This is a genomic window from Streptomyces sp. NPDC056480 (assembly GCF_042795405.1).
GTDB lineage: Bacteria > Actinomycetota > Actinomycetes > Streptomycetales > Streptomycetaceae > Streptomyces.
This window is the reverse complement of the sequence record NZ_JBHTSA010000050.1, coordinates 1-25,279: the sequence shown is the minus strand read 5'-3', so window position 1 is coordinate 25,279 and position 25,279 is coordinate 1. Positions and strand designations below refer to the sequence as shown.

The following is a 25,279-nucleotide window of genomic DNA, read 5'->3' as shown; positions in this document are numbered from 1 at the left end:
TGCGCGGGCGGTCGCCCGCGCACCCCGGCCGGCGGTTACAGCTCGTCGAGGTCCAGTGCCCCGGCCATCGCGCGGTAGCCCGCGTCGTTCGGGTGGAGGGCGTCGCCCGAGTCGTACGCCGGGAGGATGCGGTCCGGGTCCGCCGGGTCCGCGACCGCCCGGTCGAGGTCGACGATCGCGTCGTACGCGCCCGAGGTGCGGACCCAGGCGTTGAAGGCGTCGCGCTTGGCCTCGTTGGCCGGGGTGTCGTAGAAGGAGCCCTTGACCGGGGTCAGGGTCGCGCCGATCACCTTCAGGCCCTTGGCGTGGGCCTGGCGTATGAGGGTGCGGTGGCCCTTGATCAGTTCGGTGACGGAGACGTCGGGGGTGGGCGCGGCGGGGAAGTTCACCGTGCTGCCGCCGATGTCGTTGATGCCTTCGAGGAGGATGACCGTGCGGACGCCCCGCTCGTTCAGGACGTCGTGGCGGAAGCGGGTGAGGGCTTTCTCGCCGGCCCAGGTCGTGTCGTTGACGACCTGGTTGCCCGCGATCCCGTGGTTGAGGACCGCGCGCGGGCTGCCCGCCGCTGCCAGGCGCTCGGCGAGCTCGTCCGGGTAGCGGTTGTCCGCGTCCGTCGCGGAGCCCACGCCGTCGGTGATCGAGTCGCCGAAGGTGACGATGCCGTCGCGGCGGGCGGTGTCACGGCCGCCGGTGACCTCGACGCCCGACAGGAAGTACGAGGACGTGCTCGTCTCCGTGAAGGCCGAGCCGGACAGGTCTCCGCGGTGGTCGCCTTCGGCCCGGAAGGCGGTGGCGCCGGCGAACTGGTGGAAGGTGGCCGGGCCGGTCTCGCCGGCCAGGTACAGGGTGACGGTCAGGGACTCGAAGGCCTTGACCGGGAACGGCGCGCCGTCGCTGAGGAGCGTGCCGCCGGCCGGGATCGTGGTGGACGCCCGCCCGTCGAAGCGCAGGGTGCGGACCGAACCGGCCCGTACCGCGCCGCCCTCGGCCGTACGGGCGACGGTCGCGCCGGTGACGCGCAGCGGGGTGGTGCCGTACCGGTTGCTCAGCTCGATCCGGGCCCGGGTGCCGGCGGCCGTGACGCGGACGACCTGCCGCACGGTGTGGTCGTCGAAGCCCTGCTGCGACCAGTTGGGGCCGAGCGGCGCGCTCGGTGCCTGCGGGGAGGCGGCCCAGGCGCCGCGCCAGGGCGAGCCGGATCCCGCGTGGTCGGGGGTGGCGAGGGCGGTGGGAGCTAAGGCGAGGGCAGCCGTGGTGAGCAGGGCCGTTGCGGTGCGACGGAGGGTGTTCGTGGTTCTCATGTTCTCCGTCAATTGCCGACCGGCGCGGGCTATTCCCGCGGCTTCCTTCCTCTCGCCTTCCCTACGGCTGCTCCTCCAGCGGGAGTTGGCCGGTGAAGAGCAGGCCGGTGAGGGAGCGGAAGTACTCCTCGGGGTCGCGGTCGCCCAGTGCTCCCGTCACGTTGTGGGTGAGGAGCAGCGTCGCGAAGCCGTGGGCGAGCGACCAGGCCGCGATGCCCGCCGTCCGGGCGTCGGGGACGTCCGTGAGGCCGGCGACGCCGGCGCGGAGTTCGGCGGAGGCGCGCTCCTTGGCTGCGAGCAGGTCCGGGTCGTCGGCGCGCAGCAGGTCCGGCTGGAACATGACCTGGAAGTGGGCGGGGTGCCCGACCGCGAACCGCACGTACCGCACCCCGCGTTCGCGCAGCTCGGGCGCGGCGGCGAGGGCCTCGGCGAGGAGCCCGTACCCCTCGGTCGCGAGGGCGGTGAGGAGTCCGGTGCGGTCCTTGAAGTGGTGGGCGGGCGCGGCGTGCGAGACGCCCGCGCGGCGCGCGAGGTCGCGCAGGCTGAGCGCCCCGGGGCCCTCGGCGGCGATGACGTCGAGGGCGGCGTCGAGGACGGCCCGGCGCAGGCCGCCGTGGTGGTAGGAGGTCCGGCTGGTAGGCGTCATGGGAGGAGCCTAGCCCCAATCTAGGCATTGACAAGTTCAGGGCTGCGGAGCACTATCTAGGCAGTGACTAGATGCTGAGCGAGTGAAGCTGAGCGAGTGAAGAGGAGCCCGCCGTGGAATCCGGACGCGTACGTCAGATGTGGCACCTGCTCGAACCCCTGCACGCCCTGCTCTACTACGCCCCCGAGGCCTTCGACGAGGCCGCCGCCCTCGGCTACGACACCTCCGAGCGCTGGCCCTCCTACTTCGCCTGGCGCGCCGCGCCCCTCGGCCCCGTGGGCGCGGACCGGGTGGCGGACACCTTCTACAGCTTCAGCCCCGCGATGATCGCCCGGTACGTCCCCGCCGCCTGGGAGGCCGCAGCCCCGGCCGACGTGCTCGCCGCGCGGCTCCGGGCCGTCGACCGCACCTACCGGGCCGTCCTGGGCGAGGAGCTCCTCGCGAGCCCCGGACTCGCCGAGGCCGCCGCTCTCGCCCGCACCGCCGCCGACGGGGCGACGGCCGCCTCCGGGGCCGAGGTCTCCCGCCCGCTCGCCGTCGCCAACGCCGCCCTGCCCCGGCCCGAGGCACCGCACGTGGTCCTCTGGCAGTCCGCGACGATCCTGCGCGAGCACCGGGGCGACGGCCACCTCGAAGCCCTCGTCGACGCCGGGCTCGACCCGGTCGAGTCGCTCGTCTCCTTCGCGGCGATCGGCGCGGCGCCGGAGCCCGTCTTCGAGAGCCGGGGCTGGAGCGGCGGGGAATGGGCGGCGGCGCGCACCCGTCTCGTCGACCGCGGCCTCCTGACCGCCGACGGGGCGGCCACCGAGGCGGGCCGCGCCCTGCGCGCCGAGGTCGAGCGGCGCACGGACGAACTCGCCGTCGCCCCCTGGGCCGCCCTCGGCCCGGACGGCACCGCCCGTCTCGCGGAGTTGCTCGGCGGCCCCTGGCTGGCGGCGATCGGTTCCGGCCTGCTGCCCTCCGAGAACACCCTGGGCATCGGCAAGGTCTGAGGGGGGCGAAGGGCCGGCCGGGGTCCCGCCTCCCCGGCGGGCCCGCGCCGCCTAGAATTCCCGAATGCTTACAGAGCGGACGATGCGAACGACCCTGGCCGCCTCGGCACTTGCCGTCGCCACGCTCCTCGCCACCGCCTGCTCGCCCGGAGCCGGCGACGGTCCGGGATCCGGCGGCGGTCCGGGATCCGGCGGCGGCGCGGGAGACAGGCCCGCCGCGCGGGGGACCGCTCTCGCCGCCGTGGAGACGCTCACCGTCAAGGGGCGGGCGCCGAAGACCGGTTACGAGCGGGAGAAGTTCGGGCGTGCCTGGGTGGACGTGGACGGCAACGGCTGCGGGACCCGGGACGACATACTCAAGCGCGACCTGACCGGCGTCCGGTTCACCGACGGTCGCTGCAAGGTCGCCTCCGGCACGCTCACCGACGACCCGTACACCGGGACCACCGTCCGCTTCGTCCGGGGGCGCAGCAAGGTCGACATCGACCATGTCGTCGCGCTCTCCGACGCCTGGCAGAAGGGCGCGGGCACGTGGGACGCGGAGACCCGGCGCCGGTTCGCCAACGACCCGCTCAACCTGCTCGCCGTCGACGCCTCCACCAACCGCCGCAAGTCCGACGGCGACGCGGCGACCTGGCTGCCGCCGAACAAGGCGTACCGCTGCACGTACGTGGCGCGGCAGATCGCCGTGAAGAAGAAGTACGGGGTGTGGGTGACGGGCGGCGAGCGGGACGCGATGAAGCGGGTCCTCGCCGGCTGCCCGCAGCAGAAACTCCCGTAGCCCTCCCCGGCCAGGGGAAAACCTCTTGGTGCGGCGGGAAATGATCTTTACTCTGCCTGCATGGACCTGAACATATCGACCCTCGCCGAGCGCCCCGAACTGGAGGGGCCGATGTGGGGCATGCGCGATCTCTGGCCCGAGTTCATGATGTACGACCCGGTGGGCTGGGCGAACATCGGGCGGATCGTGCGTGAGCTGCCGGAGTTCGTGCTCGTCGCCACCGACGGCGAGGGCAAGGTCGTCGCCCGTGGCTTCAGCGTTCCCTTCCGGCTCGATGTCGACGGACGCCGCGCGCTGCCGGCGCGCGGCTGGGACGAGGTGCTCCTCTGGGCGTTCTCCGACCTGAAGCACGGCCGCGAGGCCGACACCGTCAGCGCCATCGAGATCACGGTCGACACGAGCGCCCTGGGTCAGGGCCTCTCGCACCGGATGCTGGCCGCCATGCGGGACAACGCCGCGCGGCGCGGCTTCTCCGAGCTGGTCGCCCCGGTCCGCCCCAACGGCAAGCACCTGGAGGCCGCGTCCTCCATCCACGAGTACGCGTTCCGCACCCGGGAGTCCGACGGTCTGCCGCACGACGCCTGGCTGCGCGTCCACGTACGCGCGGGCGGTGTCATCGAGGCGGTGGCCCCGGCCTCGATGACCGTCTCCGGCTCGGTCGAGCAGTGGCGCTCGTGGACCGGTCTCCCCTTCGACGCGGACGGCCCGGTCGAGGTCGAGGGCGCGCTCGTGCCCGTCCACTGCGACGTCTCGCGGGGATACGCGGTCTACGTCGAGCCCAATGTGTGGGTGCGGCACCGCATCTGAGGTGTACGGGGCGCCGCGGGGGGAGAGGCCCCCGGGGGTGATCCTCGCGGCGGGGGATGTACCGTACGGCGTCCCCTGTCGTACACCCGTGCGCCCCGCCCCCGGCGGGCGCCTCCGTGAGAGGTCCCGCGAATCGTGAACCAGGCCGTCCGCTTGGAGAAGGGCGCGGAGTCCCCGCGCCCCAAGGAGCTGCCGGGCCGGCCGGCCCGGGTCGGGCTCGCGCTGGTGCCGCTGCTCAGTCTCGGTGTCCTCGGGTTCGTCCCCTCGCTCGCCCTCGCCCTGCGGCGCGGGACGCGGAACGACTGGCTCGCCGCGCTGCTGTTCACGGCCGCCTCGGTCGGCTGGTGCTTCCAGATCGCGCTGACGCCCGAGGAGACCCACGGCTTCGCCTACCTCGTCGACGTGGTGCTGCTCGCGGCCTCCACCCTGGGTGCGGCGGCGCACTGCCTCACCGCGAAGGGGGCCGGCCGGTGAAGACCCGTCGTGCCTGGCGCGTCGCCGAGCGGGAGTCGGCGAGGAGGGAGGCGGCGGAGTCCGGGTCGGCCCGGGTCCCCGGGCTGCTGGCCGCCGGTGCCGGGGCGCTGCGCGGCCGGGCCGGCTGGGTCGTCGGCTCGGTCGTGGTCCTCGCCCTCGGTCTCGTCGGTGCCTGGCTGTTCGCCGGATCGGACCGGCAGGGCACCCCGCCCGACACCCGCGCCCGTGCCTATCAGGACTACGACGCCTGTCTGCTGACCGACGAGCGGGGCATCGTGAGCGGGGCGCCGGCGGCCCCCGTCTGGGAGGGGATGCAGGCGGCGTCCCTGGACAGGCACATCCGCGTGACGTTCGTACCGGTGATGGGCGAGAAGTCGGTGGAGAACGCCCGCCCGTTCGTCAACGGTCTGGTCCAGCGGGACTGCGAGATCGTCGTCGCCTCGGGAGCCCCGCAGGTGGCCGCCGCGGAGGCGGCGGTGGAGAAGAACCCGAAGGTCCGGTTCGTGACGGTCGGCGAGGCCGGCGGCGCGGCCCACGACAACCTGGTCCGGGTGGCCCCCGGGGCGTCCCTGAAGGACGACATCGCGGCGACGGTGAAGCGGCTGGCCCGCGAGGAGTGACGGGGCGACAGGTGTCCCGTCTGGGCGGCCCGGAGGGAGTTGTCCGGAAGGGTTCCCTCCATTGGGTAAAGGCGCAGTAAAGTTCGGCACCCTGGTGTGAACTGGCGATCCGTCATCGGGCAGGCTCGCGAAGCTTTGTAAGCATCGCGTTAGTAAAGGCTGGCCCATGCGTATACGCCGGGTCCGTAGCCCTCGCCTGTTCCCACCGGGTCGCACCGGAAGACGCAGGCTGAGGGCTACGGCTCTTTCCGTACTCATCTCACTGTTCCTCATGATCACCACCGAGTCGGCGCTCGCCGCGGGCGTCACGCTCGAACCGGTGAAGATGCCCAAGCTCTCCCTCACGGGACTGTGGAAATGGGTGAGCGAGAGCCCTCTCGACACCCCCGACCAGCAGGGCGGCACAGCCCGGGGCAAGAGCCATCACGCCTCGTCGGACGCCACGAGCCTCGAGGGCGAGGCCGGCCGCAAGCCCGGCAAGGGCAAGGGCGAGCTTCCGCTCTTCGAGCGGGAGACCGACGACCCCGCCGAGGTCCGCACCCGCAAAGCGCCGGGCAGCGCCAAGAGCTTCGACGCGCGCACCAGCAGGCGTGACGCGAAGAAGTCCACGGCCACCTCGGACTACTACGTCAACGCCGACGGCTCCACCACCGTCCGCCACTTCCCCGGCCGCACCAACTTCAAGGCCGCGGACGGCACGTGGAAGGCCATCGACACGAGCCTGACCGAGGACGAGGACGGACGTCTCCAGCAGACGGCCAACTCCCTCGACGTCGAGTTCGCGCCGACCGCCGCCGACAAGGCCCTCGCCTCCGTCGACTTCGGCAAGGGCCGCTCACTCGCCTACGCCCTGCGGGACGCGGCGAAGACCGAGCCCACCGTCGATGCCGACGGCACCCTCACGTACGCCGGGGTCCTCCCCGAGACCGACGTGCAGCTCGTGCCGCTCGCCGAGGGCTTCAAGGAGAACGTCGTCCTGCGCTCCCCGCAGGCCGCGAACTCCTGGGTCTTCGCGCTCGACCTCGAGGGCCTCACCCCCCGCGTCGCCGCCGACGGCGACGTGGAGTTCACCGACGCCGACGGCAAGGTCACCGCGACCATCCCGCACGCGTACATGGAGGACTCGAAGGTCGATCCGCGCTCCGGCGACCGCGCCCAGTCCCGGGCCGTCGCCTACGAGCTGACGACCGTCGACGGCAAGGCCGACGGGCAGCCCGCCCTGCGGATGACCGCCGACCGCGCCTGGCTCGACGACCCCGCGCGCGTCTACCCGGTGACCGTCGACCCGACCGTGACCGCGTCGAACTCGACGTACACGCAGAACACCATCGGCGGGGACCACTCCACCGAGACCCAGATCAAGGTCGGCTCGTACGACTCGGGCACCAACAAGACCAACTCGTTCCTGCAGTTCAGCTCCCTCGGCACCACGCTCGCGGGGCAGCGGGTCACCGCCGCCACCCTGAACGTGTACGCCCTGTGGTCCTCGACCTGCGCGGCCCAGTCGTTCTCGGTGCACCCGATCACGCAGTCGTGGACGCCGTCCGCCGTCACGGCGTACCCCGGTCCGTCCTTCGGCGCCGCGATCGGCACCGCCACCCCGGCACCCGGAGCCTCCTGCTCCAACAGCTCCGGCGCCGCGAGCGTCGGCACGCGCATGCCGGTCTCGCTCAGCACGACGTGGTTCAACAACGTCGCCGCCGGGGCCGCGAACTACGGCCTGGCGCTCACCGCGCCGACCAACGACATGCTCCACTGGAAGAAGTTCCACTCGGACAACGCGGCGACCGCCGGCTTCCGCCCGGCCCTGGACCTGACCTACACGCCGAACTCGGCACCGCAGATCAACGCCCAGTACCCGCCCGCCAACTTCCAGGCGAACACCCTCCAGCCGGAGCTGCTCGTCTACGCGAGCGACGCCGACAAGGGCCCCAGCCCCCTGTCCTACACCTTCGAGGTCTACGACGGGGACGCCACCGGCACCCCCACGCTGGTGGCCACGTCCGGCGCGATCACCAAGGGCAGCTGGAAGGTTCCCGCCGGCAAACTGAAGTGGTCGAAGAACTACGACTGGTACGTGGAGGCCAGCGACGGCACCTCGGCCGTCGTGGAGGGCAGCCGTTTCACCACGGCCGTGCCGCAGCCGCCGGTCACCTCGGGCCTGTCGATGAACACCGACGGGCACGAGTTCGACCCCTCGGACGGCAACTACACGACCGAGGACACCGACGCCGACGTGCCGGTGATCGGCCCGTCGCTGGAGATCGAGCGCTCCTACAACAGCCTCGACCCCCGCGTCGACTCCGCCTTCGGCGCCGGCTGGTCGACGATCGTCGACATGAAGGCCGTCGAGGTCAAGGACGGCACCGGCGCCCTCACCAGCGTGATCATCACCTACCCGGGGGGTGAACAGGTCGCCTTCGGCCGGAACTCGGACGGCACCTTCGTGCCCCCGCTGGGCCGCTACGCGCGCCTCGCGGCCGTCACCGGCGGCTACGCGCTCACGGACAAGGACTTCACGGAGTACGCCTTCACCCAGGCGACCGCGAAGACCGGCACCTACGCGCTGAAGACCATCAAGGACTACGCGGGCCGCACCGAGACCTTCACGTACGACGCCGCCAAGCGCCTCACGAAGATCACGAACGAGGTCTCCAAGCGGAACCTGGGCCTGACCTGGTACCAGCCGGCCTCGGCCACCGCCTGGCACGTCCAGACCGTCTACACCGACCAGGCCACGGCCGGCGACGCGAACTCGGTCCAGACCTGGCAGTACACCTACACCGGTGACCAGCTCACCAAGGTGTGCCCGCCGGCCGACTGGTCCAAGTGCACGACGTACACGTACGCCACCGGCAACCACTACCGCACCACGGTCCTCGACGCCGACCCGTTCGCCTACTGGCGGCTCGGCGAGACCTCGGGCACCGTCGCGAAGGACGCCCTCGACGCCAACCAGGGCCAGTACAACGGCACGTACAAGAACGTGACGCTGGGCGGCACGGGTCCCCTCGCGGGCTCCACCCAGAAGGCGGCCGCCTTCAACGGCACCACCTCGTACGTCGAGATGCCTGCCGCGCCGGGCGCCACGCCCTCGTACACCTCCGTCTCGCTGTGGTTCAAGACGAGCACCGCCGGAGGCGTGCTCTTCTACTACGGAGACAAGCCCCTCAGCGACCCCGACCCGGTGGCCAACACCACGAAGAACACCCCCGCGGTGTACGTGGGCACCGACGGCAAGCTGCGCGGCTGCCTGGCCATGTCGCCGGGCTGCATGACGACGATCACGTCCACCCCGGTCGTCACCGACGGCAAGTGGCACAACGCCGTCCTGACCGGCGTCGCCAACAGCCAGACCCTGTACCTCGACGGTGCGGCGGTCGGCTCGCTCAGCGGCGCCGTCAACGACTGGGTGCAGCCGTACATCGCCCTCGGCGCCGGTGTGAACACCATGGGCTGGCCGGCGATGAACGCCAACGACAAGCTCGGGCACTTCAACGGCCAGATGGCCGAGGTCGCGATCTTCTCCGAGCCCCTCTCCGCCGACCTGATCAAGACCCAGTACGACTCCGCCGTCCGGTCGGCCGGGCTGCTCCAGAAGATCACCACCCCCGGCGGCAAGACCCAGGCCTCGGTCGTCTACGACACCACCGACGACCGCGTCCTCCAGGCCACCGACGGCAACGGCGGCACCTGGAAGCTCAACCCGCCGACCATCACCGGCTCGTCCCAGGTCTACCGTTCCGCCGTCATGGGCTCCGCCCCGGCCGGCTACTGGCGCCTGGACGACACCCAGGGAGCGGCGCAGGCCGCGAACCAGGTGAACACCGGCTTCGGCACGTACAACAACGTCATCCAGGGTGCCGAAGGCCCCTTCGGTCCGGGTGACGCGAGCGCGGCGACCTTCGACGGCTCGACCTCCTTCGTGGAGGTGCCGTACGGTCCGCTGCACGCCAAGGCCGACCGCTCGGTCGAGCTCTGGTTCAAGACGGCCGAGCCCGGCGTGCTCATGAGCGACCAGGCCCGTGCTCCGAACGATCCGCTCGGAGCGGGCGCGGCCTACTCGCCGTTGCTGTACGTCGGTGCGGACGGCAGGCTGCGCGGTCACTGGTGGAGTGCCTCCGGCAGCGGGACGACCGACTTCGGGACCACCGGTACGGTCACCGACGACGCGTGGCACCACGTGGTGCTGGCGGCCAAGGGCACGACGCAGACGCTCTACCTGGACGGGGTGAAGCAGAAGGACTACACCGGCGCGGCCAACGACCAGACGACGACCCGCACGTTCATCGGTGCCGGTTTCGGCAAGGGCTGGTTCAGCTCGCCCGGTGACGTCTCCTTCTTCACCGGATCCATCGCCGAGGTCGCGGTCCACGCCAAGGGCCTGACCGATGCGGACGTGGCGGCCCACTGGTCGGCCTACAAGGCGTCCTCCGGCATCGCCCCCGTCAAGACGGTCAAGCTGACCGATCCGAAGGACAAGACCCTCACCTACGTGTACGACGCCGAGATGGGCAACCGCCTGCTCGCCGCGATCGACACCGAGGGCGACCGCACCACCTACGGGTACGACACCGGCGGCTTCCTGCACACCATCACGGACGCCAACGGCAACCGCTCGATCACCGGTCACGACGTGCGCGGCAACACGGTGGCCCAGACCACCTGCCAGAACACGGCCGCGAACAAGTGCTCGACGGAGTACTACACCTTCTACCCGGACTCGACCACGGCCTTCCCGCCGATGGACCTGCGCAACGACCTGATCCTGACGGAGCGGGACGGGCGCTCGTCCGGTCCGACGGACAACGCCTACCTCACGAGCTACTCCTACGACACGGGCGGCAACCTGCTGTCGGTGACCACGCCCCCCGTGGCCGGTCATCCGAACGGCCGGACCGCCTCGACCACGTACACCACCGCCACCACCCCGGCGGCGGAGGGCGGTGCCGCGGTCACGCCGGCGGGTCTCGTGTCGCAGGTCGTGACGCCGGGCGGCAAGAAGACCACGTACACCTACTTCTCCAACGGCGACCTGGCGAAGATCACCGACGCCAACGGCGCCACGGTGGAGTACACGTACGACAAGCTGGGCCGCGAGATCTCCAAGAAGGAGGTCTCGGACGCCAACCCGGCCGGCCTGGTCACGAGCCAGACGTACGACAAGAACGACCAGGTCCTCACCGAGACGACCCCGTCCGTCACCAACCGGGTCACCGGCGCCAGGCACCAGGCGAAGACGACCACGGGCTACGACCCCGACGGCAACATCCTGTCCCAGACGGTCCAGGACCTCACCGGCGGTGACACGGCGCGCGTCACGTCGATGACGTACGACGCCACCAACCAGCTGGCGACCAGGACGGACCCGGGCGGCGACACCACGTCGTTCGAGTACGACGTCTACGGCAACAAGGTGAAGGAGACGGACCCCGCGGGGACCGTCAACGTCTACACCTTCGACGCCGAGCAACGTCCGCTCACCACCAGCCTGCTCGACTACACCGGCGACCCGTACAACCCGACGGCTCCGACGACCCTCGTCCAGGAGTCCCGGGCCTACGACCCCGCCGGCCGCCTCGCGTCGATCACCGACTCGCTGGGCTGGCAGACGGCGTACACCTACACCGACGACGGCCTGTCGGCCTCCGTGGTTCGCAAGGACCCGCAGACCGGCAAGTCCTTCACGGAGCAGGCGAACACCTACGACGCCGCCGGCAACCTGATCGAGCAGGTCACCAACGACGGGCAGACCCGCAGCACCTTCACGGTGGACGCGGCCGACCGTACGGTCTCCGAGATCCTCGACCCCAACGGGCTCGCCCGGACCACGCAGACCAGCTACGACCCGGACGACAACGTGGTGTCGGAGACGGACCGCGACCCGGCGACGGGTGACGTGTCCACCACGGAGACCCGGTACGACGCCCTGGGCAACATCACCGGAACCACCTCCCACGACGGGACCACGGCCCCGGTGGCCCGCTACAGGCTGGACGAGACGACCGGCTTCGGCCTGGCCGACTCCTCCGGCGCCAACAACACCGGCAGCCACGGCACCGGCATGCACTGGAACACCGACCGGAGCGGCAGCGCCGTCTTCGACGGCGACGCCAACTCGTGGGCGCAGACCAACGGCCCGGTGGTGAACACCAGCGGCAGCTTCACGGTCTCGGCCTGGGTCAAGCTGACCAGCACGACGGCCAACCGGACCTTCGTCGCGCAGGACGGCAAGGAGGCCTCCGGCTTCCAGCTCTACTACTCCACGGCCTACGGCTGGACCTTCAACCGGCACGCCACCGACACCTACGACCCGGCCATCGTGCGGGTCTCGTCGGGCACCGCCGCCGTCACGGCCAACACCTGGACCCACCTGGTCGGCGTCTACGACCAGGCGAGCTCCCAGATCCGGCTGTACGTGAACGGTGTCGCGAGCGGCACCCCGGCCGCCTTCACCACCCCGTGGGAGGCCACCGGTCCCCTCCAGCTGGGACGCCGCTGGTACAAGGGCGCCTACGCGGAGAACCACCTCGGCGGCCTGGACGACGTCCAGGTCTACGGCGAGGCGCTCACCGCGGCACAGGTCACGGCGCTCAAGGGCGGCACCCTGCCGGCCGCGGGCTCCACGGTCCGCACGACCATGTGGAAGCTGGACCAGCGCGGTCTGCCGGTGTCCCAGACGGACACCGCGGGCAACGTCACCGACTACGGCTACGACGAACTCGGCCAGCAGACCTCGGTCACCGAGCCGGCCGTCATGGCGGAGCAGAACGGCGGGACCCCGGTCTCCGTCCGGCCCGTCACGATGACCGGGTACAACACGTTCGGCGAGGCGACGGAGTCCTCGGACCCGCTCGGCAACGTGGTGACGACGGCGTACGACGCGGAGGGCCAGGAGCTGTCGATGACGTCTCCCGACTACCTCGCGCCGGGTGCGTCGGCCCCGATCCGCGCCACCTCGTACAACGAGTACAACAAGCTCGGCCAGGTGACGGCGGAGGTCGACCCGCTCGGCAACCGCACCACCTACACGTACACGCAGCTGGGCGACCTGGCCTCGGTCACCGAGCCGGGCGGCGGCACGACGAAGTACACGTACTCCACCAACGGCGACCAGCTGTCGGCCACCCGGCCGAACGGCGCCCGCCAGGAGATGACGTACGACTACCTGGGCCGCGAGCTGACCAGCACGGACATCGTGCGCCAGCCCACGCAGCGGGCCTACACGGCGATCAACGAGTACAACGCCCCGGGCGGCGAGCTGTCCCGGATCGTGTCGCCGCAGGGCGTCACGGAGTCGTACAAGTACAACGCCGACGGCGAGGTCACCGAGGTGACCGACAGCGCGGGCAAGGTGTCGCGCTTCACGTACGACATGGACGGGCAGCCGCTCACGGCCACCGAGCCCGACGGCACCGGCTCCCGCAACACGTACGACGGCTTCGGCCAGCTGGTGAGGACCGACGACCTGGACGAGACGGGTGCCGTGCTGCGTACGGCGAGCACCGGTTACGACCGGGCCGGCAACATGGTCTCGGCGACCGACCACCGTGGTCACACGAAGACCTTCACGTACGACTCCTCGGGTCTGATCACGAAGGTCGTCGAGCCGGTCTCCGCGACCGAGTCGATCACCACGACCTACGGGTACGACGCGGCGGGCAACCAGACCCGCTTCACCGACGGACGGGCCAACCCGTTCCTGACGACGTACAACACATGGGGTCTGCCGGAGTCGCAGGTCGAGCCGTCGACGCCGACCCATCCGAACCTCGCGGACCGGACCTTCACCGCCGTCTACGACGGTGCGGGCCGGATCAAGGAGTCCCGTTCTCCCGGCGGGGTGAACATCTCCTTCGAGTACGACGCGAAGAGCCGGCTGGTCCGCCAGGCGGGTACGGGTGCGGAGGCCGTCACGGCCGACCACACGTACGACTACGACGCCGACGACCGGGTCACGGCCGTCGCCGGTCTCGGCACGGAGAAGAACACCTTCTCCTACGACGACCGGGGTCTGCTCCTGACGGCGAACGGGCCCTCGGGCTCCTCGTCCTTCGCGTACGACGGCGACGGCGGGATGACCTCCCGCACCGACGCCTCGGGCACGTCGACCTTCGGCTACGACACCGCCGGCCGTCTGAAGACGGCCAACGACGGTCTGACCGGCTCGACGGCGACGTACGGCTACGACGTCAACAGCAACGTGACGTCGGTCGACTACGGCACGGGCAAGGCGAAGCGCAGCTTCGGCTACGACAAGTTGGAGCGCCCGACCACCGACACGCTGACCTCGCCGACCGGCAAGACGCTCGCCTCCTTCACCTACGGGTGGGACGCGAACGACAACCTGACGTCGAAGACGACGACGGGGCTCGCCGGTTCGTCGGCCAACACGTACACGTACGACTGGGCCGACCGCGTCATGTCCTGGAACAACGGGACGACGAACGAGGTCTACGGCTACGACGCGTCCGGCAACCGGACCCGGGTGGGCGGCGACACCTACACCTACGACGCCCGGAACCGGCTCACGTCGGACGGCCACAGCGCCTACACGTACACCGCGCGCGGCACGCTGAGCTCGGTGACGGACGAGGCCAGCCGGGTGACGACCATGAAGGTGGACGCCTTCAACCGGGTCGTCCAGGAAGGGAACCGCACCTACACCTACGACGGTCTCGACCGCGTCCTGGACGCCAAGGACGAGACGGGCAGCGTGCTCCACTCGTTCCAGTACAGCGGCGACGGCAACGACGTGGCCTCGGACGGCGTGACGACCTACAGTCGCGACGCCGGCGGGAGCCTGGTCGGTGTGAAGACCGCGACCGCGGTGCTGGCCCTCACCGACCTGCACACGGACGTGGTGGCGCAGTTCACCACCACGGGTGAGGCGCTGACCGGATCGACGACCTACTCGCCGTTCGGCAAGGTCGTCCAGTCCGCGACGATGCTCGGCGCGCTGGGCTACCAGTCCGGCTGGACCGACCCGGAGACGGCGAAGGTCAACATGGCCGCGCGCTGGTACTCGCCGGAGACCGGCCAGTTCAACAGCCGTGACACCGTCTCGCTCAGCGGGGTCCCGAACTCGATCTCGGCGAACCGGTACGCGTACGCGGACGGCAACCCGATGACGGGCATGGACCCGACCGGCCACTGGCCGGGCTGGGCCGACAAGATCGTCAAGAAGGTCAAGAAGAAGGTCAAGAAGACCGTCAAGTCGGCCTACAAGCACGTCAAGAAGGCCGTCAAGAAGGTCGCCAAGGTCGTCAAGAAGGCCGCCAAGAAGGTCAAGCGGGCCGTCAAGAAGGTGGTGAAGCGGGCCAAGCGGGCGGTGAGAAAGGCCGTCCGGTACGTGGCCGACAGCGTCAGAAAGGTCAAGAGATACGTCAAACGTGTCTACAAGACCGTGAAACGCGTCGCCCACAAGGTCGTCAAGCATGTGAAGAAGGCGGTCCGCAAGGTCGCCAAGGCCGTCAAACACGTGGCCAAGAAGGTGGTCAAGGCAGCCAAGAAGGTCGGCAGAGCCGTCAAGAAGGCGGCGAAGGCGACAGCCAACTTCGTCAAGCAGCACGCCTCCACCATCGCCTCGGTGGCCACCGGCATCGCCGTCTTCGCGGGATGCACCGCGATCACGGCCGGCGTGGGCGCCGTCGGCTGCGCCGCCCTCGCGGGCGCCGCGGCCAACGGCGTCGGCTACATGATGAGCGACGGTCCGAAGTCGGTCGGCGGCTTCCTCGGCGCGGTCGCCATCGGCGCCGTGACCGGCGCGGCCGGCGGCGTCGGCGGTCGTCTCGCGGCGAGCGCCGCGGGCAAGCTGCTCTCCGGCACGGCCGGCAAGATCGCGACGAACGTCGCGGAGAGCGCCGGTGAGGAAGCCCTCACGGGCGCGGTCGAGTACGGCACCTCCTGTGTGAACAGCGAGGAGGGCTGCTCGGTCGCCGGAGCCGCGAAGGCGGCGACGATCGGTGCCGTCATGGGCGGCGCGTTCGGAGCCAAGGGCAAGGGCAACGGCCCCAAGGCGAAGGACTCGCCCGGCGGCGGCTCCGGCGGCGGATGCCCGGTCCGACGCGGCAGCACCCCGCACAGCTTCACCGGCAAGACGCCGGTGCTGCTGGCGGACGGCACGACCAAGGAGATCTCCAAGGTCAAGGCGGGCGACAGGGTCCTGACGGCCGAGCCCGGCAAGAAGACCCGGGAGGTGCACGAGGTCAAGCAGGTCATCGTCACCAAGACCGACCGTGACTACGTCGACGTCACCGTCATGACGGAGGCCGGTCCGAAGACGATCCAGACCACCGAGCACCACCAGTTCTACGAGTCCACCCGCGACTCCTGGACGCAGGCGGGCGACCTCCGGGTCGGCCAGAAGCTCCAGAACGGCGAGGGTGCCCCGACGGCGATCGTCGAGGTCACGTCGTACCAGGCCGACAGGACCACGTACGACCTGAGCATCGAGGGCCTGCACACGTACTTCGTGCTGGCCGGCGGGACCGCCGTCCTCGTCCACAACGACAACGCCGACCAGCCGGAGTTCTGCCAGCTGCCGCTCTTCGTCCTCCGGGACGGCGAGACCGCCTCGCCGCGTCAGATGGGCGCGAGCCGGGGAGGACCGACGGCGAAGAAGACGGTTCCCACCAAGATCCGTGACGCGATGGTCGCGAAGGCCCAGGCGGACGGCGACGGAGTGCTCCAGTGCTGGCGCTGCGGCATGACCACCACGAACGCGGACAACGTCCAGATCGGTCACGTCAACGTGGCGCGGAGCAAGGGTGGCAACCTTGATCCGGAGAACCTCTGCATCGAGGGCGCGGCGTGCAACAGCAGCGCCCAGAACCGAGGGGCCCCGTCCAAGGGCAAGTCATGTGCGGAGAGGGGAGGCTGCGGTGCCGGCTTCAGGAGATACGACTAGCGGTGACGGCTCGCTCGGGATTCGCCTCACGGTCGAGTCCCAGCAGGGAGCCAGGGCCGACGAGGTGGTCGCGGTGACCCCGGTGAGTGACGGTCACTACCTCGTGCGGTTGTCCCCCGGGTTCTTCCGGGGGATCGCCGCCGGCGACGTGATCGCCTACGACGAGGCCGCGAAGCACGCGGAGGTCGTCGCCAGGGGCGGAAACGTCGCGGTCCAGGTGTTCCACAGCGGAATCCCGGACGAGACCGTCGTCTCTCTCAAGCGGAGAGCGGTGAGGATCGGCGGGAGGGTCGACGGCGAGCTGGAGACGCTCGTCGTCCTCACCTTCCCGATCGAGGTCGGGTTCCCGGCGATCGAGGCGATTCTGGCCGAGCTCCCCGATGAGGGAGTGGAATGGGAATACGGAAACGTGTTCGACGAACAGGGTGAGCCCCTCTCCTGGTGGGAGGACCTCACCTGACCGTGTGAGTGAGCCGGGAGACCGGTGAGAAGACAGTGACCCGGAGTCTGGCTCTCAGACTCCGGGTCACTGGCGTTCCGGGGGCGGGACCGTGCTCAGCTGTCGGGCCTGCGGCCTTCGAGGGACGCGCCCGCCGCTTCGGCCACATCCGCCCGAGGACCCGCCGCACAGGACTCCAGGAATGCGCGCACACGCGCTCCGGGCCAGTTCGCGGCCGCGACGGCGGCCCAGTAGCGCAGGCCGTCGTAAGGGTCCAGGGGATCGAGGAGGTCCAGGATCCGGTCGACGGTCGAGGCGTCAGGCACGCCGCCGAAGCCGGCGACGGCCCGGAGGGCGCCGTCGGTCAGCGACGGATCCCCCTGCTCCAGGCACCACGCCAAGGGCGCCGATACGCCCTCCGCGGGGCTGCGCAGCCGCGTGATCGCGTCGCCCAGGGCCAGGTGCACCGCGTCGTCCTCGGTGGGCTGCCGGGCCAGTCCGGCCAGGAACTCCACGGCCGGGCGGTAGCCGCACGCCCCCAGCGCCATCACCATCTCGTACTGGGTCTCCCAGCTCCGGCGCACCTCCGTCTCGCGGCGGAGCGCGTCGAGCAGGTCGGGTCCCGCCGACCCGTCCGCCAAGGTGCCGAGGCGCCTCGCGGCGGAGCGGCGCCTCGCCGAAGCCTTGTCGCCGAGCTGGGTGACCGCCTCCGCCAGGGTGAGCGCCATCGTCCGTCCTCTCATGGGTCCCGCATCGGTCCCTCCACGCTAGCGCCGGCTGTCCGTGGACTCCCGTCGGCCCGGCCTGGCCCCGCCCTGCGCCCCGCACCTGTGGTGCCTCGGCCTGCCGCGGCACGGGGGGTTAGGGTTCCCGGGGCGGAGCATTTCGAGATGTCGGAGCGGAACACATGACCACCGGTGATCCCTACGGGACCCGCCCGGACTACCTTCCGGACTTCGTGAACGACCCCCGTGACGAGGACGGCCGGCAGGTGGTGAAGCTGGATCCCGCCGAGAACCGCGCCCTGGCGGCGGCGACGCTGAACAGGTTCCCGGCTGCTTCCGGCGACGTGCTCGACTTCGAGTCCGCTCCGTTCGACGACCGCCTCTGGTGGGACGACGAGGAGCACTGGACGAGGATGGCGACGGAGCTGCTCTCCCCGTACGTACGGCGGGGCGGGCGGGTCGCCGTCATCTGGGCCAACCTCCTGATGCCGGCCGTGACCATGCCCGCGGAGGTCGCGGTGCGGCACGCGCGGGACATCCTGGACGCCGGGCCGCACTTCTGGATCCATCCGCTGGGTGGTTCCGTGCTCATCGAATGCCTCATGGACGGACAGGTGACGGTCGCGACGATTCCGTCGAGCCGAGTGCAGAGTCCGGCAGACCCCGCGAGCACGCCCCATCGAGGAATCGAGGCGAAGCCATGACCACATCGGGTGTTCCCACGGCTGGGCGGGTGACGAAGCAGTGGGCCGCGGAGTTTCCGGGGTTCGACGCCTGGAAGCCCCTGCACCTGCTCCGCCGGATCGGCCCGGTCGTGCAGGGCATCTGTCTCGACCGGACGACCGGTGGCGACGGGTACCTTCCGACGGCGCACGTCCATGCACTGACCAGGGAGTTCCCGGTGGTGTCCCTGATGCTGGGGCAGCGTTCGGCTCGCCCTTCGGGGACGCCCGACCCCGTGCTCTTCGCCCGGCACGAGCGGGACTTCCCCGACGCGGCCGGCGCTCTGCGAGAGCAGAGCCGACTGCCGCTCGACGAGCCGCCGTCGATCGACGCGATCGTGCGGGAGTACCACGCGGAGGCTCGGCGCCGTCTGGAGAAGGGGCACGGCGCCGCCGTTCCGGAGATGGAGGACGGTGTCCTCGTCGCAGCGGCGGCGGGCCGGGACGAACTGGCCGGAGAGGGACTGGCCCTGGCCCGGGAACTCGTCGCGGCCTGGCCCGCGTGGTCGATGCCGCTCGACTGGCCCGGCGCGGAGCCATGGCTCGACGGCCTCGCCGCCCGCGCGGGCGACCGCGAGTCGCTCCGGGCGGTGGTCCGCGGCCAGGTGTCCGGGCACCGGCTCGACAGGGTCCGGGATCACCTGCCTCCGGACGGAGTGAGCGGATGACGGCCGGCCGTCGGCGGTCGGCCTTACTCGGCGCGGTCCGGCAAGGCGCTCGCGGCGACGTACGGAGCCGACGCGTTGACGGCGGCTCAGGAGCGAGCCGGCGTCGAGTTCTGGAACGCGCACCGGAAGCCGGTCCCTCTGACGGTCTGATCCGCGTGCCGACGGCGTAGCTCCTGGCAGGAGAGAACGAGGTCCGGGCGCAACGGGCGAACAGCCTGTTGGGCCCGGACCGCTTCGAGGAGTCGGGTGACCCGCACCGTGGTGCGCTGTGTCAGCTCGTCTTGGCCCAGTCGCCGCAGCCCGAGGACTTGAAGTACGCGTCGGAGGCGCTGACCTTGACGATGGCCGTGCCCGTCACGTTGTCGTTCGCCAGGATCGAGTCCGTGCCGTGGCTCGCGTCCTTCGCGCGCTCCCAGTAGCACTCCGCGTCCTTGTTGCCCGTCGACTTGTACGTGCCCGGGGCGATGTCGACGCCCACCTTGAACATGCCGCCGTCGCCCTTGAGGGCCGTCCCGGGCGTGCCCTTCGCCTTCGCGTCGACGGCCTCCCAGGTGCCGCAGCCCGAGGACTTGAAGAGCTTGTCCGAGGCCTTGATCTCCACGTACGACGTGCCCGTCACGTTGTCGTTGGCGAGGATCGAGTCCGTGTCGGCCGAGGCGTTCTTCGCGCGCTCCCAGTAGCAGCCGGCGTCCTTGTTGCCCGTGGAGCGGTAGAGGCCCGGCTTCACGTCGGCGCCCACCTCGAAGTCGCCGTCGCCGTCGATCGTGACGGCCTTCTTCTCGGGCGCCTTGGACTCCGGGGCCTTCTTGTCGCCGCCCTGCTTCGCGGGCTGCTCCTGCTTGGCGTCCGCCTTGGGGGACTCGGTGTCGCCGCCCCCGCCCATCGCCGCGCCGATCGCGATGACAGCGACGACCGCGCCGGCGGCGGTGAGGACCTTGTGGCGGGCGAACCAGTTGCGCTGCTGCTGAGACATGGCTGTGGCACCTTCCGGGCGCTGTGAGGACTCCGCTTTCGGGACTCCGTGTTCCGATGGAGTAATCACAGCAGAGACTGTGAACCGAGTCAACACCGTTCACGGGTTTCGAGTTCGCTCACGCCGTGAATCGGTTCGAGCGCTATGCTCGGCGTGTTCACACACGTACGAGGGGAGACGGACAGGTGCCCGAAGAGAGCACGGCAGAGGTCACCGCCGCCGGTATCGCCCGGCTCGCCGGGGTCGGCAGGGCCGCCGTCAGCAACTGGCGCCGGCGCCACGCCGACTTCCCCAAGCCCGTCGGCGGCACCGAGACCAGCCCCTCCTTCTCCCTCGCCGACATCGAGCAATGGCTCCGCGACCAGGGAAAACTCGCCGAAGTGCCGCTCCGTGAGCGTGTCTGGCAGCAGCTCGCCGGCCACCCCTCCGGCACCGTCGCCGGCCTCGTCCACACCGGCTGCGTCCTGCTCCTCCTCCGCGCCCGCCCCGGCGCCTGGACCGAACTGGCCGCGCTCCCCGACGACCGCCTCGGCGAACTCCTGCCGGTCGTCTTCGAAGAGGTCCTCACCGCCCGCTTCGGCGTGCCCAGGTCCGTTCACACCCCGACCCCGGCCGAGACGCTCCCCGCCGTGCCCCTGCTCCGCGCCGCCGTCGAGCTGGCCGTCGAGCTGGGCGGCGCACGCCAGGCCTTCGAGTTCCTGCTCGGCCGCCACCTCGACGCCAACCCCCGCCAGTACACGCTCACGCCGCCCCCGCTGGCCGAGCTCATGGCGGACCTCGCCGCCGCCGCGGCCCCCGAGGGCCGCCCCGTCGCCACCGTCCTCGACCCGGCCTCCGGAACCGGCGGCCTGCTGCGGGCCGTCCCGCACCCCACCGCGCTCTACGCCCAGGACGCCGACCCCGACCTGGCCGCCCTCTCCGCCCTCCGGCTCGCCCTCCACGGCGACGCCGACATCCGCGCCGCCACCGGCGACACCCTCCGCGCCGACGCCTTCCCGACCCTGAGCGTCGACGCGGTCCTCTGCCACCCCCCGTTCAACGAGCGGACCTGGGGCCACGACGAGCTCGCCTACGACCCCCGCTGGGAGTACGGCTTCCCGGCCAGGACCGAGTCCGAGCTGGCCTGGGTGCAGCACGCCCTCGCCCGGCTCCGCGACGGCGGCGCCGCCGTCCTCCTCATGCCCCCCGCCGTCGCCTCCCGCCGCTCCGGCCGCCGCATCCGCGCCGACCTGCTGCGCCGCGGCGCCCTCCGGGCCGTCGTCGCCCTCCCGGCCGGCGCCGCACCCCCGTACGGCATCCCGCTCCACCTCTGGGTCCTCGTCAGCCCCGGAGCCGGCCAGCGGCCGCCGGCGGAGACCCTGTTCGTGGACACCGCCGGGCTCGTCCCGGACGCCGGCCGCGACAAGCTCCCCTGGACCACCCTGCGGAACACGGTGCTCGACGCGTGGACAGGCCGCGGCGGCGAGGAGTCCGTCGCCCGCGCCGTCCCCGTCATCGAACTCCTCGACGACGAGGTCGACCTCGCCCCCGCCCGCTATCTCACCGCCCCCGCCGCCGGCGGCACCGCCCCCGAACTCGCCGCCGTCCGCGACCGCCTGGACGAGACCCTGCGGCGCACCCGGGGCCTCGCCCCCACCCCCGTACCCGCCCGCCCCGCGCCGCGGCCCCTCACCACCGTCGGCGAACTCGCCCGTACCGGCGCCCTCCAGCTCCGTACGGGCGGCTCGGGCACGGCCCCCGCCGGGGGCGGCGTGCCCGTCCTGACCGAGCACGACGTCCTGTCCGGCGGCGCGCCCTCCGGCACCCTCCCCGCCGGCGGCGGTCCGGCCGAGGAACGCGAGGAGCCCGTCCTCGTCGCCGAGGGCGACGTCGTCGTCCCCGTCCTCGGCGGCGGCTCCGTCGCCCGGGTCGTGGACGCCGCCACCGCGGGCGCGGCACTCGGCCGGAACCTCCAGCTGCTGCGGCCCGAACCGGCCGCCCTCGACCCCTGGTTCCTCGCCGGATTCCTGCGCGGCACCGCCAACAACCGGCAGGCCAGCAGCTTCGCCTCGACCGCGACCCGGCTCGACGTGCGCCGTCTCCAGCTGCCCCGGCTGCCCCTGGCCGACCAGCGCCGCCACGGCGCCCACTTCAAGTCGCTCGCCGAGTTCGAGGAGGCCCTGCGGCTCGCCGCCCGCCTCGGCGAGCAGCTGGTCCAGGGGCTGTACGACGGTCTCGCGGACGGAAGTGTGGAGCCCGCGTGAAGGCCGTCATACTCTCTTGGTCCGACTTGGTCCGGTCAACCGCAGAGGCCTGATCGTCCGTCCTGGGGGAGCGTCGTATGTACGGTCAGGTGCCCACACCCGCGGCCACACCCGCACCCGGGCCGCCGCGCGCCACCGGCCCGACGGCGGCCACGATCACCGTCCGGGTCCTCATCACGGTCCTGGTGGTCCTGTCGCTCGGCTTCCTCGCCTGGGTCGCCATGCTCCGGATCGCGATCACGCGGCGCACCGGGCGTGACTGGGCGTTCTTCTGGGCCCAGTTGGTGCTGAACATCGGATGCGTGGTGCCGCTGGAGCAGCGGTTCGCCGACACCTGGATGAACACCGCAGGGATGATCGTGCTGCTCGTGCAGATGGCGATCGTGACCTGCTACTTCCTGGTGGTCGACATCCGCCACCACCAGCCGGCGCCGGTCGTGATCATGGTCCCGTCGCCGTCGCCCCACCCGCCGCGGGCGTACCCGTACGGCACCCCGCCGCCCGGGTACGCCGCTCCCGGATACGCCACGCCGGGGTACGGCTACCCGCCCGCCGCCGTCACGACCCCCAGCCCCGTGCCGGGCCGGGCTCCGGGCCAGGCCTCCGTGCCGGGCCCGGGCCAGGGCTCGGCGCCGAGTCCGTACGTCCCCACCCCGCCGCCGGGCCAGGCCCCGCCGCCGCTTCCCGGGCACGCCCCCCGCATCGAGCAGGTCCGCGCCGAGCTCGACGAGCTCAGCGACCTGCTCCGGCAGACCGGGGAAGACGACGGTCGGGCATGAACGGGCGGGTGATCGGCGGGCGTTACGAGCTCGCCACCGTCATCGGGCAGGGCGGCATGGGCCAGGTCTGGACGGCGTACGACCGCAGGCTCGACCGCCGGGTCGCGGTGAAGCTGCTCCGGCCGGCCACCATGACGGGCCCGGCCACCGCGGCCGACGAGCTGCGCCGCCGCTTCGTGCGCGAGTGCCGGGTGACCGCGCACGTCGACCACCCCGGCCTCGTCACCGTCCACGACGCGGGCAGCGAGGGCGAGGACCTGTACCTCGTCATGCAGTACGTGGAGGGCGCCGACCTCGCCGACCACCTCGCCGAGCACGACCCGTACCCCTGGGAGTGGGCGGTCAGCGTCGCCGCGCAGCTGTGCGCCGTGCTCGCGGCCGTCCACGCCGTGCCGATCGTGCACCGCGACCTCAAGCCGCGGAACGTGATGGTCCGTCCCGACGGATCCGTCATCGTCCTCGACCTCGGGGTCGCCTCCGTCCTGGACAGCGACACCACCCGCCTCACCCACACCGGTTCACCCATCGGCAGCCCCGCCTACATGGCGCCCGAGCAGGCCATGGGCGGCGCCGTCGGCCCCTCCACCGACCTGTACGCGCTCGGCGCGCTGCTGCACGAACTCCTCAGCGGGAACGTGCCCTTCGTCGGGTCCACCGCGCTCGGTGTCCTCCACCGCCATCTGTACGAGCCCCCCGTGCCGCTCCGTCAGCTGCGGCCCGAGGTCCCCGAGCCCCTGGAGGCGCTCGTCCTCCGGCTGCTCGCCAAGGACCCGCGGGAGCGGCCGTCCGGTGCGCACGAGGTGTACGAGGAGCTGCTGCCGCTGCTCCCCGCGCGCGGGGCCCCGGCCGGTCCGATGGACCCGACCCGGCCGTTCCTCCGCCCGCACGCGCCCTGGCCGGACCGCCCCGCGGCGACGGCCGCCCCGGTGGCGCCGGTCGCACCTGCCGTCCCGGCGCAGGCGCCGCCGCCCCTGCCCGCGGCCGCGCCCTTGACCGCGCCCGTGACCGATCCCAGGAGCGATCCGAGGGCCTCGTATCCGCCGCCCGTCCCGGCCGCCCCCGTGCCCCCGGCCGCTCCCGCCCGCCCCGACGTCGCAGCCGCCGTCGACGAGGTCAAGCGGCTGCTGGGGGAGGGGGCGCTCACCCGGGCCGTCGACATGCTCGGCGGGATCCTGCCCGCCGCCGCGGCCGAGCACGGCGAGGGGTCGCCGGTCGTCCGCATCCTGCGCAAGCAGTACGCGTCCACGCTGATGGACGACGGCCGGTACCGGCGTGCGCTGCCCGAGTTGCGCCGCCTCGCGGCGGACCGCGACGCGGAGGCCGGGCCGGCGGATCCGCAGGCTCTTCAATTCCGTTATGACGCCGCCCTGTGCCTCGAACAGCTGGGGGAGACGGCCGCCGCGCTCACCGAGTTCCGTGCGGTCCTGCCGTACTACGAGGGCGATCCGGCCCGTGCCTTCGACATCCGGCAGCGGATCGCGCTGCTCCTCGTGGCGACCGGGGAGCACGCTGCCGGACAGGAGCAGCTCCAGCGGCTGCTGTTCGACGCGGAGCGGGCGTTCGGGCCGTATCACCCGCTTCCGGCGGACTTGCGGAGGGTGCTGGAGCACCAGCGTCAGCTGGGGCCGCGCTCCTGACGGAGCGCCAGAGTCACGACTCGACAACTGATCGGTCAATGGATCTTCTTGATCCTCTTTGCCCTTTTTGATGCATGTAGCGTTCGCGTCTGATCATGTTCACGTCCCCAAGGAATCCCTCATGACGACGCCGCCCGCGCCCTTCACCCCCGAGCAGCCCGCCGCTCCGGAGCAGCCCGCCCCCGCGAAGAAGGGCAGCCGCATCCTCAAGAAGGTCGGCGGTGTCGTCCTCGCGATCGCCATCGCCCTCGGCGTGAAGCTCGGCCTTCCGTACCTCACCGGCGACGCCCCCGTGCACGCCAAGGCCGGCGAGTGCGTCACCGTGACGGGCCCGGACAACGACCCCAAGGTCGACACCACGGACTGCTCCTCGGGCAAGGCCGACCTGTTCAAGGTCGTCAAGGTCATCGACAACACCTTCGACGTGAACAAGTGCGGCGCGGAGCTGTCGGCGCTCGCGCAGCAGCTGGAGTCGGACAAGTTCGTGCTGTGCCTGGAAGAGGTCCCCGCGAAGTAGTCCGCGCGCACCGACAGGTCCGGGAAGGGCCGGAACCCCCACGGGG

17 protein-coding genes are annotated in these 25,279 nt (G+C 71.6%); 13 read left to right on the top strand and 4 right to left on the bottom strand.

All coding sequences use genetic code 11. The features are described 5' to 3' along the window. Positions 1-35: 35 nt before the first annotated feature. Together ACFQ79_RS22160 and ACFQ79_RS22155 are read right to left on the bottom strand one after the other, a co-directional pair. On the bottom strand, positions 36-1,301 hold the full coding sequence (locus ACFQ79_RS22160; RefSeq protein ID WP_383586069.1) for an SGNH/GDSL hydrolase family protein: 1,266 nt from the start codon (positions 1,299-1,301) through the stop codon (positions 36-38). Positions 1,302-1,362: 61 nt separating this feature from the next. Then, positions 1,363-1,947, bottom strand: coding sequence for a TetR/AcrR family transcriptional regulator (locus ACFQ79_RS22155; protein WP_383586067.1), 585 nt, complete (start codon positions 1,945-1,947; stop codon positions 1,363-1,365). Positions 1,948-2,084: 137 nt separating this feature from the next. Here ACFQ79_RS22155 and ACFQ79_RS22150 point away from each other — a divergent pair, with 137 nt between their 5' ends. From ACFQ79_RS22150 to ACFQ79_RS22120, 7 genes are all read left to right on the top strand, one after another. Beyond that, positions 2,085-2,939: a hypothetical protein gene (locus ACFQ79_RS22150; protein WP_383586113.1), complete on the top strand. Its 855-nt coding sequence runs from the start codon at positions 2,085-2,087 to the stop codon at positions 2,937-2,939. Between the two features lie 82 nt (positions 2,940-3,021). After that, positions 3,022-3,720 (top strand): HNH endonuclease family protein, encoded by a 699-nt coding sequence (locus ACFQ79_RS22145; protein ID WP_383586065.1) that lies wholly within the window; start codon positions 3,022-3,024, stop codon positions 3,718-3,720. 60 nt (positions 3,721-3,780) lie between these two features. Beyond that, entirely contained in the window at positions 3,781-4,527 is a 747-nt protein-coding gene (locus tag ACFQ79_RS22140; protein ID WP_383586063.1) for an N-acetyltransferase, read from the top strand. 135 nt (positions 4,528-4,662) lie between these two features. Then, positions 4,663-5,001, top strand: coding sequence for a hypothetical protein (locus tag ACFQ79_RS22135; protein WP_383586061.1), 339 nt, complete (start codon positions 4,663-4,665; stop codon positions 4,999-5,001). Continuing rightward, positions 4,998-5,621 (top strand): BMP family ABC transporter substrate-binding protein, encoded by a 624-nt coding sequence (locus tag ACFQ79_RS22130; protein ID WP_383586059.1) that lies wholly within the window; start codon positions 4,998-5,000, stop codon positions 5,619-5,621. Before ACFQ79_RS22135 ends, ACFQ79_RS22130 begins: the two co-directional genes overlap by 4 nt. 271 nt (positions 5,622-5,892) lie before the next feature. Continuing rightward, positions 5,893-16,530: a LamG-like jellyroll fold domain-containing protein gene (locus ACFQ79_RS22125; protein WP_383586057.1), complete on the top strand. Its 10,638-nt coding sequence runs from the start codon at positions 5,893-5,895 to the stop codon at positions 16,528-16,530. After that, positions 16,505-16,990, top strand: a complete 486-nt coding sequence (locus ACFQ79_RS22120) for a DUF4265 domain-containing protein (RefSeq protein WP_383586055.1) — start codon at positions 16,505-16,507, stop codon at positions 16,988-16,990. The genes ACFQ79_RS22125 and ACFQ79_RS22120 overlap by 26 nt, the downstream gene beginning before the upstream one ends. 95 nt (positions 16,991-17,085) lie before the next feature. Here the strand turns inward: ACFQ79_RS22120 and ACFQ79_RS22115 are convergent, their stop codons facing one another. Next, positions 17,086-17,697, bottom strand: coding sequence for a HEAT repeat domain-containing protein (locus tag ACFQ79_RS22115; RefSeq protein ID WP_383586053.1), 612 nt, complete (start codon positions 17,695-17,697; stop codon positions 17,086-17,088). 179 nt (positions 17,698-17,876) lie between these two features. Between ACFQ79_RS22115 and ACFQ79_RS22110 the strand changes: the two genes are divergently transcribed. Beyond that, entirely contained in the window at positions 17,877-18,398 is a 522-nt protein-coding gene (locus tag ACFQ79_RS22110) for a hypothetical protein (protein WP_383586051.1), read from the top strand. Between the two features lie 29 nt (positions 18,399-18,427). Next, complete coding sequence (locus ACFQ79_RS22105; RefSeq protein WP_383586049.1) at positions 18,428-19,084, top strand: hypothetical protein; 657 nt, start codon at positions 18,428-18,430, stop codon at positions 19,082-19,084. Positions 19,085-19,355: 271 nt separating this feature from the next. On the opposite strand, the gene ACFQ79_RS22100 is transcribed toward ACFQ79_RS22105, so the two are convergent. Then, positions 19,356-20,057, bottom strand: a complete 702-nt coding sequence (locus ACFQ79_RS22100; protein ID WP_383586047.1) for a hypothetical protein — start codon at positions 20,055-20,057, stop codon at positions 19,356-19,358. A gap of 185 nt (positions 20,058-20,242) precedes the next feature. Between ACFQ79_RS22100 and ACFQ79_RS22095 the strand changes: the two genes are divergently transcribed. The 4 genes from ACFQ79_RS22095 to ACFQ79_RS22080 all read left to right on the top strand — a co-directional run bounded on the left by ACFQ79_RS22095 (position 20,243) and on the right by ACFQ79_RS22080 (position 25,233). Then, positions 20,243-22,300, top strand: a complete 2,058-nt coding sequence (locus tag ACFQ79_RS22095; RefSeq protein WP_383586045.1) for an N-6 DNA methylase — start codon at positions 20,243-20,245, stop codon at positions 22,298-22,300. 77 nt (positions 22,301-22,377) lie between these two features. Continuing rightward, positions 22,378-23,079 (top strand): hypothetical protein, encoded by a 702-nt coding sequence (locus ACFQ79_RS22090; RefSeq protein WP_383586043.1) that lies wholly within the window; start codon positions 22,378-22,380, stop codon positions 23,077-23,079. Beyond that, positions 23,076-24,716: a protein kinase gene (locus ACFQ79_RS22085; protein WP_383586041.1), complete on the top strand. Its 1,641-nt coding sequence runs from the start codon at positions 23,076-23,078 to the stop codon at positions 24,714-24,716. The genes ACFQ79_RS22090 and ACFQ79_RS22085 overlap by 4 nt, the downstream gene beginning before the upstream one ends. A 121-nt stretch (positions 24,717-24,837) precedes the next feature. Next, positions 24,838-25,233, top strand: coding sequence for a hypothetical protein (locus ACFQ79_RS22080; protein WP_383586039.1), 396 nt, complete (start codon positions 24,838-24,840; stop codon positions 25,231-25,233). Positions 25,234-25,279: the final 46 nt, after the last annotated feature.

What these genes read in the sequence shown, in the direction of transcription:
- ACFQ79_RS22160 (WP_383586069.1), bottom strand. Translation starts at nt 1,301, where the DNA reads ATGAGAACCACGAACACCCTCCGTCGCACCGCAACGGCCCTGCTCACC.
- ACFQ79_RS22155 (WP_383586067.1), bottom strand. Translation starts at nt 1,947, where the DNA reads ATGACGCCTACCAGCCGGACCTCCTACCACCACGGCGGCCTGCGCCGG.
- ACFQ79_RS22150 (WP_383586113.1), top strand. Translation starts at nt 2,085, where the DNA reads ATGTGGCACCTGCTCGAACCCCTGCACGCCCTGCTCTACTACGCCCCC.
- ACFQ79_RS22145 (WP_383586065.1), top strand. Translation starts at nt 3,022, where the DNA reads ATGCGAACGACCCTGGCCGCCTCGGCACTTGCCGTCGCCACGCTCCTC.
- ACFQ79_RS22140 (WP_383586063.1), top strand. Translation starts at nt 3,781, where the DNA reads ATGGACCTGAACATATCGACCCTCGCCGAGCGCCCCGAACTGGAGGGG.
- ACFQ79_RS22125 (WP_383586057.1), top strand. Translation starts at nt 5,893, where the DNA reads ATGATCACCACCGAGTCGGCGCTCGCCGCGGGCGTCACGCTCGAACCG.
- ACFQ79_RS22115 (WP_383586053.1), bottom strand. Translation starts at nt 17,697, where the DNA reads ATGGCGCTCACCCTGGCGGAGGCGGTCACCCAGCTCGGCGACAAGGCT.
- ACFQ79_RS22110 (WP_383586051.1), top strand. Translation starts at nt 17,877, where the DNA reads ATGACCACCGGTGATCCCTACGGGACCCGCCCGGACTACCTTCCGGAC.
- ACFQ79_RS22100 (WP_383586047.1), bottom strand. Translation starts at nt 20,057, where the DNA reads ATGTCTCAGCAGCAGCGCAACTGGTTCGCCCGCCACAAGGTCCTCACC.
- ACFQ79_RS22090 (WP_383586043.1), top strand. Translation starts at nt 22,378, where the DNA reads ATGTACGGTCAGGTGCCCACACCCGCGGCCACACCCGCACCCGGGCCG.
- ACFQ79_RS22085 (WP_383586041.1), top strand. Translation starts at nt 23,076, where the DNA reads ATGAACGGGCGGGTGATCGGCGGGCGTTACGAGCTCGCCACCGTCATC.
- ACFQ79_RS22080 (WP_383586039.1), top strand. Translation starts at nt 24,838, where the DNA reads ATGACGACGCCGCCCGCGCCCTTCACCCCCGAGCAGCCCGCCGCTCCG.